Consider the following 13313-nt stretch of genomic DNA (forward strand, 5'->3'; position numbering starts at 1 on the left):
GCCGTGAACCTAGCCGGGGCAACGCACCGCTGAACAGACCTAGTTGGGCCGCGACCTCAGCACAGGATCCAGCCGGAGGTGGCCGATCCGGCACCCACGCCGCCCCTTACGTACACGCACCGGGTGATCGCGCCTACGGTGACGGGCCCGGCGTGACGGGTGAATCGCCCCGCTTCCCGGACGGGCGCTCCGCCGCGCGGCTGGATGCTCACCGCCATCTGCCGCCGCCCACCGGGAACGCGGGCCACGGTCACCGCGCAGGCCTGGTTGCGGCTCTTGTAGACGCGCAGCTCGCCCGTGTCGAAGGACACCGTCCGCGCCAGCCGGCCCCCGCAGCCGTCGGCCGCCGCCCGCGCGGGCGGCGCCGTGAACAGTCCGCCGGCGCAGAGCCACAGCACCGTCGCGAAGACCCCCAGGGAGGCGACCCTGCGGGCCCGCCTCCTCCACCCCTGCAACAACCTGCCCCCCGATCGGTCACACGCACGGCATGCGCACGCACGTACGTACGACGCCCGAACCCCGCCCAAGGTTGCAATGCGCAAGGACCGGGCCGCTCGTCCCTCGTACGAGTGCATCCACAACTTCCCAGGGGTAGAGCGGGAGTTCACGGCCGAACGAATCGTTACGCTAGGTAATCGCAAGCCGCTCGCCGTAGCCGTGAAAGGCACCGACATGACCAACGACCTGCTCGACCGCAAGCTGGAGCGCGCCTTCACGCACCTGGACGCCGACGGGAGCGGGGTGATCGACGCCGACGACATCATCGCGCTCGGATCCCGGCTGCTGTCGGCCCTCGACGAGCCGGCCACCTCGCCCAAGGCCGATCTGGTGATGGGCGGTCTGGCCGACTTCTGGCAGGACCTGTTCACGGAGCTGGACATCGACCGGGACGGCAAGGTCACGCCCGAGGAGTACAAGCTGGGCATGACGCGGCTGTACGCGCAGGGCGGGCCGGCGTACGACCGTTCGTTCCGGCCGATGATGAAGGCGATCCTCACGGTGGTCGACAGCGACGGCGACGAGCGCATCAGCCCCGAGGAGTTCCACAAGGCGCAGGAGGTCTTCAACCCGGAACTGCAGCCCGCGGACGCCGAGGCGCTGTTCGCGAGGATCGACGAGGACGGGGACGGCACCCTGACCGTGGACGAGCTCCTCGTCGCCGTCCGCGAGTACTACACGGGCAACGACGAGGACGCGCCGGGCAACCTGTTCTTCGGCGAATTCTGATACGGAAGTACTACGCCGCGGCGCGCTCGTCCTCCCCGACGAAGGTGCGCCACAGCTTGGCGTACCGGCCGCCGCGCGCCAGCAGTTCGGCGTGGGTGCCGTCCTCCACGACCCGGCCGCGGTCCATGACCACGACCCGGTCGGCGCGCGCGGCAGTGGTCAGCCGGTGCGCCACCACCAGGGTGGTGCGCTTGCCGGCGAGCCGGTCCGTCGCCTGGTTGACCTGGGCCTCGGTGGCCAGGTCAAGGGCGGCGGTGGCCTCGTCGAGCAGCAGCACGTCCGGGTCGACGAGTTCGGCCCGGGCCAGCGCTATCAACTGGCGCTGGCCGGCGGAGAGGTTGCGGCCGCGCTCGGCGACGGTGTGCAGGTAGCCGCCGTCGAGGGTGGCGACCATGTCGTGGGCGCCGACCGCGCGGGCGGCGGCCTCCACCTCGGCGTCGCTCGCGTCGGGCCGCCCGTAGGCGATGGCGTCGCGGACGGTCCCCGGGAAGAGGTAGGGCTCCTGGGGGACGACGCCCAGGCGGTGCCGGTACGCCGTCAGGTCCAGCTCCCGCAGATCGGCGCCGTCGGCGGTGATCCGGCCGGAGGTCGGGTCGTAGAACCGGGCCACCATCTTCACCAGCGTGGACTTGCCGGCTCCGGTCTCGCCGACGAAGGCGACGGTCTGCCCGGCGGGTATCCGCAGGCTGATGCCGGCCAGCGCCTCCCCCTTCTCGCCGCGCTCCTCCGCCGTCCCGTACTGGAAGCGGACGTCCTCGAAGGCGATCTCCCCGCGCAGCTCCGGCACCTGCCGGGGCTCTTCGGAGAGCGGGGTGGTGGTGGGCTCGCGCAGCAGCCCCTGGATGCGGCCCAGGGAGACGGTGGCCTGCTGGTAGCCGTCGAAGACCTGGGAGAGCTGCTGGACGGGCGCGAAGAAGAGGTCGATGTAGAGCAGGTACGCGACGAGCGCGCCGGTGGTGAGCGTCCCGGCCTCCACCCGTCCCGCGCCGACGATCAGCACGGCGGCCGCGGCGCCCGAGGACAGCAGCTGGACGAAGGGGAAGTAGACGGATATCAGCCACTGGCCGCGGACCCGGGCCTCGCGGTACGAGTCGCTGCGCTCGGCGAAGCGGGTGGCGCCGGAGCCCTCGCGGCGGAAGGCCTGGACGATGCGCAGGCCCGAGACGGACTCCTGGAGGTCGGCGTTGACCAGGCTGACCCGGTCGCGGGCGAGCTCGTAGGCGGCGACGGACCTGCGGCGGAACACGATCGTGCCGACGACGAGGACGGGGAGGGTCGCGAAGACGATCAGCGCGAGCTCGACGTCGAGGACGAGCAGGGCGACCAGGATGCCGAAGAAGGTGAAGACGGAGACGACGGCGGTGACGAGCCCGGTCTGCAGGAACGAGCTGAGCGAGTCCACGTCGGTGGTCATCCGGGTCATGATCTTGCCGGTCAGCTCGCGCTCGTAGTAGTCGAGGCCGAGGCGCTGGAGCTGCGCGAAGATCTTGACGCGGAGGGCGTACAGGACGCGCTCGCCGGTACGGCCCGTCATGCGGGTCTCGGCGAACTGCGCTGCCCACTGCGCGACGACGACGGCGAGGGCGAGCCCGGCGGCCACCCAGACGGCGCCGAGCACGGCCTGCTCCACGCCCTGGTCGATGCCGTGCCGGATCAGGATCGGCAGCAGCAGTCCGGCGCCCGCGTCCACGGCGACGAGGCCGAGGCTGATGGCGAGGGGCGCCCAGAAGCCGCGGAGCAGGCGGCGCAGGCCGTAGCTCTCCTCGGCGGCCACGGCGCGGGTCTCGTCCACCTCGGGTTCGTCGGTGGCGGGCGGCAGCGCGGCCACCTGCGCCAGGAGTTCGGGCGTCGCCGGCATGCCGGCGACGGCTCCGGCCATGGAGTGACCGGCTCCGGGCGCGGCGCCCGCGGCCGCGGGGGTCTGGCCGGTCTGCTCGTCCCGGCGCCGCCAGAGCTCGGGGGTGATCCCGGCCGCGACCCGGCGCTTGGCGTTGACCGGCTCGGAGTCGATCTCGGCTTCGAGCTCGATGTCCCGTTCGAGCTTGCGGTCGAGCTCGCGCTCGAACTCGGCCATCAGGGGGGCGTCCGGGGTCCGCGGCGAGCCGGCGCCGAGCGCGTCGGGGTCGGTGAGCAGCCGGCGGTAGAGCGCCGACCTGCTCTCCAGCTCCTCGTGCGTCCCGATGTCGGCGAGCCGACCGCGGTCGAGTACGGCGATCCGGTCGGCCAGTGCGAGCGTGGAGCGGCGGTGGGCGATCAGCAGGGTGGTCCGGCCGGCCATGACGGAGCGCAGGGCCTCGTGGATCTCGTGCTCGACGCGGGCGTCGACGGCGGAGGTGGCGTCGTCGAGGAGGAGCAGCCGGGGGTCGGTGAGGATGGCCCGGGCGAGGGCGATGCGCTGGCGCTGGCCGCCGGAGAGGGTGAGCCCCTGCTCGCCGACCGTGGTGTCGTACCCGGCGGGCAGCTCCCGGATGAAGCCTTCGGCCTGGACGGCGCGGGCGGCGGCCTCGATCTGCGCGTCGGTCGCGGCGGGGTGCCCGTAGGCGATGTTGGAGCGGATGGTGTCGGAGAAGAGGAAGGAATCCTCCGGGACGAGCCCGATCGCGGCGCGCAGGGACGCGTACGTCAGCTCGCGGACGTCGTGGCCGCCGACGCGGACCGCGCCGCCGTCGGTGTCGTAGAAGCGCGGCAGCAGCAGCGAGACGGTGGACTTCCCGCTTCCCGAGGCCCCGACGACGGCGACGGTCTCGCCCTCCGCGACGGAGAGCGTGAACCCGTCGAGGACGGGCCGCTCGGGGTCGTAGCCGAAGCGGACGTCGTCGAACTCGACGGTGGCGGGCGCGTCGGCGGGCAGCTCGTGGGTGCCCTCCTGGATGGAGGGCTCGGTGTCGATGAGCTCGAAGACCCGCTCGACGCCGGCGCGGGCCTGCTGGCCGACGGTGAGGACCATGGCGAGCATGCGGACCGGGCCGACGAGCTGGGCCAGGTAGGTGGAGAAGGCGACGAAGGTGCCGAGGGTGACCTGCCCCTTGGTGGCCATCCACCCGCCGAGGGCCAGCATGGCGACCTGGGCGAGGGCGGGTACGGCCTGGAGCGCGGGGGTGTAGCGGGAGTTGAGGCGGATGGTGCGCATCCGGCCGGCGAACAGCCGGCGGCTCGCCGCGCGCAGCTTGCCGGTCTCCTGCTCCTCCTGGCCGAAGCCCTTGACGACGCGGACGCCGGTCACGGCCCCGTCGACGACGGTGGCGACGGCGGCGGCCTGGCCCTGGGCCCACCAGGTGGCGGGGAAGAGCTTCTTGCGGCTGCGCTTGGCGATGAACCAGAGGGCGGGGGCCATCAGCAGCGCGACGACGGTCAGCAGCGGGGAGAGCCACAGCATGACCCCGAGGGATATCCCGAAGAGCAGGAAGTTCCCGATGGTCATGGGCAGCATGAAGAGCAGGCCCTGGATCAGCTGGAGGTCGGTGGTGGCCCGCCCGACGACCTGCCCGGTGGACAGCTCGTCCTGGCGGCGCCCGTCGAGGCGGGCGATGGTGTCGTACATGTCGGTGCGCAGGTCGTGCTGCACGTCGAGGGCGAGCCGCCCGCCGTAGTACCGGCGTATGTAGGTGAGCACGTAGACGAGCAGGGCGGCGGCTATGAGCAGCCCGGCCCAGGGCCCCATGGACTTGGTCTGGTCCCCGATGACGTCGTCGATGATCACCCTGGTGACCAGCGGTACGAGCGCCATGACGGCCATGCCGGCCAGCGAGGAGCCGAGTGCCAGCAGCACGTTGAGCCTGTACCGCCAGGTGTAGGCCGCCAGCCGCTTGCCCCAGCCCTGTTTCTCCCCAGCCGCCGTCACGTGATGCCTCCCCGTTCGTCCTGTCCTGCCGCAAGCGGCAACGCCCCGACCGGCGGATTTCATCCCGCCGCAACAATTCGAACGTGTACGCCGGGCGGCTCCGGCGCACGCGGGGAGCGTCCGGACGGGGCCGGCCGGGTTCGATCGCCGGTTCCGCCTGCGGGTCAGCCGGGCGGCGCGGCCCCGGGTGCGGGGCCGCGGACCCGCGGACAGACTGGGCGCATGTCGGAGCCCCAGGAGCAGCCGCCGCCCGAACCGCGGACGCCCGGTACGCAGGAGGCGCCCGGCGCACAGGCGGCGAGCCCTTCGAAGGCGTTCCTGGAGAAGGTGGCGTACATCGCGGCGCCGGGCACCATCGTCCTCGGTCTCCTCTACTACTTCGGCAGCACCTACACCGAGGCGTACTACGCCACCTTCGGCGTGCCCACGGCCGACCTCCAGCTCTCCGTCCAGGCCTACCTGGTCAGGAGCCCGGGCGCGATCTTCTTCCCGCTCTGGTCCCTCCTGTTCTGCGGGCTGGCCCTGCTGTTGGCCCTGGGGTGGGCGGGGCGGCTGCTGGCCGGGCCGGGGCGGAAGATCCGGCGCGGGACGGTGACCGCCTGGCTGCTCGCGGCCGGGCTGTTCCTGGTGGTGGCGGGCTTCCCGGTCTTCTTCTGGGAAGACCGGCTGCCACGGCTCCCCGGGGGCTGGCCGCGCGAGTTCGTGCCCTGTCTGGCGGTGGCGCTGGGTGCCACGCTGGCGTTCTTCGCCGTTCAGCTGCGCCTGAGCGACCCAGACACGGACGGGCGGGACGAGCGGAGCGGGGAGAGCCGTACGGCCGACCGGCTGTGGCTGGCGGCCGGCGCGCTGCTCCTCGGAGTGCTGACGATGAGCCTGTTCTTCGGCATGGCGCGGTACGTGGCGATGGCCGGCCGCACCGAGGCCATGAGCGACGCCGCGGGAGGCTACGTCTCCAGCCCGCGGCTGATCGTCCACTCCCGGGTGCCCGTGATCCACCACGCGCCGGGCATCGTCTTCAACGACCTGGGCAGCGGCGGGGGCCCGTACCGCTACCAGTACCTCGGCTTCCGCGTCCTCGCGAAGACGCCGGCCCGCTTCTACCTCGTCTCCTACCTGCCCCGGCAGCCGGAGCGCACGCTGGTGGTCCTGCCCGACGACGACACCGTCAGGATCGAGATCAGTCCGTGAGGGACGGCTCGGAAGTGTAGGCGTCGAAAGTCGGCGACGGAGACGACGACGGCGAGGGCGAGAGGAAGGGGGAGAGGGACGGCGACGGCGTCTCCGTGCCCGTGGTGTCCTCGTCGCCTGGGGTGTCCTCGCCGCCTGGGGTGGCCTCGCCCAGCGCCTCACCGGAGATGGCGGCGGTCAGGACGTTGCCGTCGGAGGTCGTCGCGGTCAGCTCGCCGGTGTAGGGGCCGGCCTCCGTCGCGATGTGCTGCACCCGGATCCGGCAGCTGCCGCCCGGCGGCAGTTCGACGCCCGTGCAGGCGTCCTCCACGATCGAGGTCGCGCCGCTGTCGGTGGTGGCGGCGATGTTCTGGACGGTGACGGGGTCGCTGCTCGGATTGACCACGGCGACGTCCCCGCCGGCCGGCTCGCCGACCTTCACGGTCGGCACGCTGACCTGCGAGGCGGAGGCATCGGCCCCCTGCCCCAGGAACAACGAGGACGAGGCGGCCGGGCTGCTCTCCGAGCCCCCTGTCGTCAGGGCCGGGAGCGGCGTCGGGGACCCGTCGGCCGACTCCGGGCTCTGGCACCCCGCGCTCGCGGCCAGCATCCCGGACACCACTGCCACGGCAAGACCGCGGACGACTGCGCGCATCACGGCACCACCACCTCCGCTCCGGCTCCGACCGCCGCCCAACGTCCCACACCCCCGGCCCACCCGGCTCGATGACACAGCGTCATCACCCGAAGGAACGCGTCCGCAGGACGACCGGGTGGCCGGGGCGCGAGCCGGCGGTCAGAGGTGGGTCGGAGCGAACATCTTGAGGAGCGCCGGGAGGACGACGACCGAGGGGCCCGGGGTGGCGAGGGCCTTCTTGAGGTCGGCGGTCAGGGATTGCGGGGTGGTGGTGGTCGCCGGGACGTCGAAGGACGCCGCCAGGGCGGCGAAGTCGGGGCGGGCGAGTTCCGTGCCGGTGGCGCTGCCGAAGGACTGGGTCATGTACTCGCGCAGGATGCCGTAACCGCCGTCGTCCACGATCAGCCAGGTGACGTCGAGGTCGTGCTGGCGGGCCGTGGCCAGGTCCGCGATCGAGTACATGGCGCCGCCGTCGCCGGAGACTGCCAGGACGGGCGTGCCCGGTTCCGCGACGCAGGCGCCCAGGGCGGCCGGGAAGGCGTAGCCGAGGCCGCCCGCGCCCTGGGCCGAGTGCATGGTGTTGGGGTGCTTCGCGTCGAAGGCGGACCAAGCCCAGTAGGACAGGATCGTCATGTCCCAGAAGGACGGGGAGCGCGGGGGGAGGGCGGAGCGGATCGAGGTCAGGAGCGAGCGCTCCAGGGCGACGTCCTGGGTGGCGAGGCGGGCCGCGATGTCGTCGAGGACCAGGCGGACGCGCTCCGGGGCGGCGGGGTCCTTGCGCTCGGCGACCGTCTCCAGCAGGGCCTGGAGGGCCAGGCGGGCGTCAGCGTGGATGCCGAGGGCCGGGTGGTTGGACTCCAGCTTGCCGAGGTCCGCGTCGATCTGGACGACCCGGCCCGTGGGGAAGAACGTGTGGTAGTTGGAGGAGAGTTCCCCGAGGCCCGAGCCGACGACCAGCAGGACGTCCGCGTCCTCCAGGAAGTCCGTCATGTGGCGGTCCTCCAGCCAGGACTGGAGGGAGAGCGGGTGGGTCCAGGGGAAGGCGCCCTTGCCGCCGAAGGTGGTGACCACCGGGGCGTCCAGGCGTTCCGCCAGCTGCTTGAGCTTGCCGGCTGCGTCGGAGCGGATGACCCCGCCGCCCGCGATGATCACGGGGCGCTCGGCCGAGGAGAGCCAGTGCGCGGCCACGGCGGTGAGTTCCGGGCGGGGGGCGAGCTCGTGCGGGGTCGCGTCCATGCCCGTGACCTGGGGAATGAACGTCTCTGTGCGCAGGACGTCCTCCGGGATCTCCACCCAGACCGGGCCGTGCGGAGCCGTCAGCGCCGACTCCCAGGCCTCCGCGACGACGGAGGGGATCTGGGACGGGGTGCGGGCGACGTGGACCGACTTCACCACGTCCCGGAAGGACGCCGACTGGTCGCGCAGCTCGTGCAGGTGACCGCGCCGGCCCCCGCCCAGACCCGCGACGGGGACCTGCGAGGAGATGGCGAGGACCGGGGCCGAGGCCGCGGCCGCCTCCGCGAGCGCGGGCAGGGCCATGAGCGCGCCCGGGCCGGTGGAGAGGAGGAGGGGGACCGCCTCGCCCGTGATGCGGCCGTAGGCGTCGGCGGCGAAGCCCGCGTTGTTCTCCGTACGGAGTCCGACGAGGCGCAGGTCGGAGCGCCCCACCGCGTCGAAGAGGCCGAGGGCGTGCTGCCCCGGCAGCCCGAAGACGGTGGTGGCGCCCAGCGAACGCAGCGTTTCCACGACCAGGTCCCCGCCCGTCCGCCCCGGCGGCGGGGCCAGGGCGGCGGCCGTCTGGGCCTCGGTGGGACGGAGTACCAGGTCGTGGTCGTGCGTCACGTGCGCTTACTCGCCCTTCGGGTTCGCCTTCGCCGCCGCGCTGTGTTCTATCGGCCCTGCCTGGCGGCAGCGATCTGACGGCTCATGATCGTGGTCAGCTCGTACGCGGTGTGCGAGGCCGCGACCGAGGTGATCTCCGCGTGATCGTACGCCGGGGCCACCTCGACGACGTCCGCCGAAACCAGGTTGCAGGAGGACAGGCCGCGGATGATCTCCAGCAGCTCGCGGGAGGTCATGCCGCCCGCCTCGGGGGTACCGGTGCCGGGCGCGTGCGCCGGGTCCAGCACGTCGATGTCGATCGAGATGTAGAGCGGGCGGTCGCCGATGCGCTGGCGCAGCTGGTCGGCGACCTCGTCGGCACCGCGGCGGTAGACGTCCGCCGAGGTGACGATGCCGAAGCCCATCTTGGCGTCGTCGTCGAGGTCCTGCTTGCCGTACAGCGGGCCGCGCGTGCCGACGTGCGAGAGCGCCTCGGTGTCGAGGATGCCCTCCTCCACCGCCCGGCGGAACGGCGTGCCGTGCGTGTACTCGGCGCCGAAGTACGTGTCCCAGGTGTCCAGGTGCGCGTCGAAGTGCAGCAGGGCCACCGGGCCGTGCTTCTTCGCGACCGAGCGGAGCAGCGGGAGGGCGATGGTGTGGTCGCCGCCGAGGGTCATCAGGCGGGAGCCGGAGGAGAGCAGCTCGTCGGCCGCGGCCTCGACCGTCTCGACGGCCTCGTTGATGTTGAAGGGGTTCACGGCGATGTCGCCGGCGTCCGCGACCTGCGCGAGGGCGAAGGGGGAGGCGTCCTGCGCCGGGTTGTACGGGCGCAGGAGGCGCGAGGCCTCGCGGATGGCGTTGCCGCCGAAGCGGGCGCCGGGGCGGTAGGAGACGCCGGAGTCGAAGGGCACGCCGACGACGGCGACGTCGGCGGAACCGACCTCGTCGAGGCGGGGCAGCCGGGCGAAGGTCGCCGGGCCCGCGTAGCGCGGGATGCGGGAGGAGTCGACGGGGCCGCGCGGCTGCGTGCTCATGGGGGGTGCCCTTCTGGTGGTCCTGCGTGTGCGGTACTTCGAGCGTAAGCGGGCTGCGCGGGGGTGGGGAGTGTACGTTTCATCCATCCGATGGAGACGAAATATACGGAGTATCCATGACCACCCTTCCCGGCGACCCGGAACCCGGCAACGGTGCGGCGGCGGGGGCGGGGGCGCCGGCCGGGGCTCCCGCCCGGGAGCCGATGACGCCGCCCGTGCTGCTCGGTGGGCTGCTCGGTGAGCGGGCGCTCCAGCTGCGGCACCTCGCGGGGCCGCGGGCGGCGGAGGTGCACGGGGTACACGCCTCCGAGATGGCGGACCCCTCCCCGTACCTGCTGGGCGGCGAGCTCCTGCTGACGGCCGGGGCCGCGCTGACGGAGGCCGGGGCCGCCGCCTACGTCGGCCGGCTCGCCCGCGCCGGAGCCGCCGCGCTCGGCTTCGGCGTGACCCCGGTGCACGAGGTGGTGCCGCCCGGCCTGGCCGAGGCGTGCGAGCGGTACGGCCTCCCGCTCGTCGAGGTCCCGCCGGGGACCCCCTTCACGGCGGTCGCCCGTACCGTCGGGCGGTTGATGGCGGAGGCCCGTACGCGGGAGCTGCGCCGGGTCGCGGAGGCCCAGCAGGCACTGGCGGCCGCCGCGGCCCGGCCGGATCCGGTTCCGGCGGTGCTGTCCCGGCTGGCGGCGAGCCTCGGCGGCTGGGCCGCCCTGCTCACCCCGGGCGCCACGGGCGCGGGGGGCGGCGGTCCGACCGAGGGTCCGGCCGGGACCACCGGGACCACCGGGACCGCCCGGACCACCGGGACCCCGGGCGCCACGCCGAGCGCCCGATCGGCGGCCGGGACGACCGGGGCCCCCCGACCCACCCAGGGCGCACTCGCCGCCGGGCCCGCGCCGGGCGCGGACGTGCTCGACGCCGTGGACTCCCTGGCCCGCCGTGTGGCCCCGGGAGCCGCGGCCACCGCCACCGACGCGCTCGGCGCCACGAGCCTGGCCGCGTACGCCGTGGGCGCCGGGCGGGTGCTGGCCCTGGCCACCCCGGGGCGGACCCCCGGCGACCACACCATCGCCTCCATCGCCGCCGTCCTGCTGACGCTGCTCACCGCCCCCCGCCCGGCCGGCGACGAGGCCGCGGCCCTCACCCGGCTCCTGCTCGGCGGTGATCCCGCCGGGGCCCTGGCGGCCGGGCCCTGGCACGTCGTCCACGCCCGCGGCTCCGGGGATCCGCAGGCCCTCGCGGCCGCGCTGGGCACCGTACTGCTCGACCCGCACGAGGCCGGCGTACGGCTGCTCACCGACCGGGAGCCCACCCCCCAGCCCGGCTGGCGGCTGGGGGTCAGCGCCCCGGCCGCACCCGACGCGCTGCCCGCCGCCGACGCGCAGGCCCGGCGGGCCCTGGAACGCGCCGAGGCGGCCCGCACCCCCCTGGCCCGGCACGCAGCCCCCGGCTTCTCGGGCCTGGTCGACGAGGCGGAGGCCCGCGCGCACGCCGCGGCCCTGCTCGCACCCCTCTCCCCCGTCCTGCGGGAGACACTGCGCGGCTGGCTGGCGCACCACGGCGGGTGGGACCGCACCGCCGCCGCCCTGGGCGTGCACCGCAACACGGTCCGCCAGCGCGTGGCCCGCTGCGCGGAGCTGCTGGGTCGGGACCTGGACGACCCGGACACCCGGATGGAGCTGTGGTTCGCCCTGCGCCGGGAGGAGCCCCCGCGGGGGCCGGGCGGCTGACCGCGGCGACGCGCGGCTCCCGCGGGCCGGTCCGGGACCGCGGGCGCCCCTACGATGTGCCGCATGCTCGGCAGCACGTCCTTGGCAGCGCTGAGCCGCCCCTTCGGTGAGCACCTGGCACCGGCCGCCCGGCTGCTGGTGTGCGCGACCGTCCCCTGGTTCGTGTGCGTGTGGCTCGGCACGAGCACGGCCCCGTGCCCGCGGCCCTGCCCGCCGTCCTCATCCTGCGCGACGACGTGTTCGCGGCGCCCCGGCCGGCCCTGGAGCGGCTGGCGGGGGTGGTCGCGGGCGTGGTCCTGAGCGTGCTGGTCCTGCACTGGCTGCCGACGGCGCCGGCCCTGCGCGGCGGCGTCGACGGCCTCGGCCCTCGACGCGGCCCTGCGCGGCGAGGACTGCGCACAGCGGCTGCGGCTCGCCCGGGAGCTCGAACTGCGGCACCGGACCGCCCATCCCGGCCGCCGCGACGCGGTCCTGCGGGCCGCACTCCACCTCACCCACGAGGCGCTGGCCGAGCACCCCGACCCGGCCGCGCGCTGAACACCTCGACCCGGCCGCGGGCCCAGCGCACCCGGGCTGCGCCGCCGCCCGCGCATGAGGTCGGTCACCCACTCTGGACAGGGGAGACAACCCGCCGGTAACTTAATCTGAGCAAGCGCTTAGATTCAGGCGGCGGACTGCCGCGACCGAAGGGAGCCGGCCGTGCGCCGTACGGTGTTCAACGAGGACCACGAGGCGTTCCGCGAGACGATCCGCGCCTTCATCGAGGCGGAGGTCGTCCCCGTCTACGACGAGTGGTTCGCCGCCGGGCAGGCGCCGCGCGACTTCTACTACAAGCTCGGCGAGCTGGGCATCTTCGGCATCAACGTCCCCGAGGAGTTCGGCGGCGCGGGCCTGGACACCCACAAGTTCGAGGCCGTCCTGTACGAGGAGACCTCGCGCGCGGGCGTCAACTTCGGCGGCTCCGGCGTGCACGTGCTGCTCGCCCTGCCCTACATCAAGATGCTCGCCGACGATGAGCAGAAGAAGCGTTACCTCCCGAAGTTCGTCTCCGGTGAGGAGATGTGGGCGCTGGCGATGACCGAGCCGGGCACCGGCTCCGACGTCGCGGGCATGAAGACCACCGCCAAGCTCTCCGAGGACGGCACCCACTACGTCCTCAACGGCTCCAAGACCTTCATCACCGGCGGCGTGCACGCCGACCGCGTGATCGTCTGCGCCCGCACCTCCGCCCCGAGCGCCGAGGACCGCCGCTTCGGCATCTCCCTCTTCGCCGTGGACACCAAGTCCGAGGGGTACTCCATCGGCCGCAAGCTGGACAAGCTGGGCCTGCGCACCTCCGACACCGCCGAGCTGGCGTTCGTCGACGTGAAGGTCCCGGTCGAGGACCTGCTCGGCGAGGAGAACAAGGGCTTCTACTACCTCGGCGCGAACCTGCCCTCCGAGCGCTGGGGCATCGCCTTCGGCGCGTACGCGCAGGCCAAGGCCGCCATCCGGTTCGCCCAGGAGTACGTGACGGAGCGCACCGTCTTCGGCAAGCCGGTCGCCCACTTCCAGAACACCAAGTTCGAACTGGCCGCCTGCCAGGCCGAGGTGGACGCCGCCGAAGCCGTCGCCGACCGCGCCCTGGAGGCCCTGGACGCCGGTGAGCTGACCGCGGCCGAGGCCGCGTCCGCGAAGCTGTTCTGCACCGAGGTCGCGCACCGCGTCATCGACAAGTGCCTCCAGCTGCACGGCGGCTACGGCTACATGAACGAGTACCCGATCGCCCGCCTGTACGCCGACAACCGCGTGAACCGCATCTACGGCGGCACCAGCGAGGTCATGAAGTCCATCATCGCCAAGGCCATGGGCCTGTAAGGAAT

General features: G+C 73.6%; 9 protein-coding genes. 4 read left to right on the plus strand and 5 right to left on the minus strand.

Features of this window, described 5'->3' with window-relative positions; genetic code table 11:
- Nucleotides 1–56: 56 nt before the first annotated feature.
- Complete coding sequence (locus OG332_RS15940) at nucleotides 57–458, minus strand: hypothetical protein (protein WP_442816157.1); 402 nt, start codon at nucleotides 456–458, stop codon at nucleotides 57–59.
- A 214-nt stretch (nucleotides 459–672) separates the two neighbouring features.
- Here OG332_RS15940 and OG332_RS15945 point away from each other — a divergent pair, with 214 nt between their 5' ends.
- Nucleotides 673–1227, plus strand: a complete 555-nt coding sequence (locus OG332_RS15945) for an EF-hand domain-containing protein (RefSeq protein WP_327414108.1) — start codon at nucleotides 673–675, stop codon at nucleotides 1225–1227.
- 10 nt (nucleotides 1228–1237) lie between these two features.
- On the opposite strand, the gene OG332_RS15950 is transcribed toward OG332_RS15945, so the two are convergent.
- Complete coding sequence (locus OG332_RS15950) at nucleotides 1238–5131, minus strand: ABC transporter ATP-binding protein (protein WP_442816158.1); 3894 nt, start codon at nucleotides 5129–5131, stop codon at nucleotides 1238–1240.
- 159 nt (nucleotides 5132–5290) lie between these two features.
- Here OG332_RS15950 and OG332_RS15955 point away from each other — a divergent pair, with 159 nt between their 5' ends.
- A complete protein-coding gene (locus OG332_RS15955; protein WP_327414110.1) occupies nucleotides 5291–6256 on the plus strand; it encodes a hypothetical protein in 966 nt (321 codons plus the stop codon).
- Here the strand turns inward: OG332_RS15955 and OG332_RS15960 are convergent.
- The 3 genes from OG332_RS15960 to speB all read right to left on the minus strand — a co-directional run bounded on the left by OG332_RS15960 (nucleotide 6246) and on the right by speB (nucleotide 9727).
- Entirely contained in the window at nucleotides 6246–6893 is a 648-nt protein-coding gene (locus OG332_RS15960; RefSeq protein ID WP_327414111.1) for a hypothetical protein, read from the minus strand. The genes OG332_RS15955 and OG332_RS15960 overlap by 11 nt on opposite strands.
- A 138-nt stretch (nucleotides 6894–7031) precedes the next feature.
- A complete protein-coding gene (locus OG332_RS15965) occupies nucleotides 7032–8714 on the minus strand; it encodes a thiamine pyrophosphate-binding protein (RefSeq protein WP_327414112.1) in 1683 nt (560 codons plus the stop codon).
- Nucleotides 8715–8761: 47 nt separating this feature from the next.
- Nucleotides 8762–9727 carry an agmatinase gene (gene speB / locus OG332_RS15970; RefSeq protein ID WP_215020202.1) on the minus strand — a complete coding sequence of 322 codons (966 nt, stop codon included), beginning with the start codon at nucleotides 9725–9727 and terminating at the stop codon, nucleotides 8762–8764.
- Between the two features lie 116 nt (nucleotides 9728–9843).
- Between speB and OG332_RS15975 the strand changes: the two genes are divergently transcribed.
- Together OG332_RS15975 and OG332_RS15980 are read left to right on the plus strand one after the other, a co-directional pair.
- Entirely contained in the window at nucleotides 9844–11451 is a 1608-nt protein-coding gene (locus tag OG332_RS15975; protein ID WP_442816159.1) for a helix-turn-helix domain-containing protein, read from the plus strand.
- A 699-nt stretch (nucleotides 11452–12150) separates the two neighbouring features.
- Nucleotides 12151–13308 (plus strand): acyl-CoA dehydrogenase family protein, encoded by a 1158-nt coding sequence (locus OG332_RS15980; protein WP_327414113.1) that lies wholly within the window; start codon nucleotides 12151–12153, stop codon nucleotides 13306–13308.
- Nucleotides 13309–13313 lie beyond the last annotated feature (5 nt).

Origin of the sequence: Streptomyces sp. NBC_01233, assembly GCF_035989305.1 — a bacterium.
Taxonomy (GTDB): domain Bacteria; phylum Actinomycetota; class Actinomycetes; order Streptomycetales; family Streptomycetaceae; genus Streptomyces.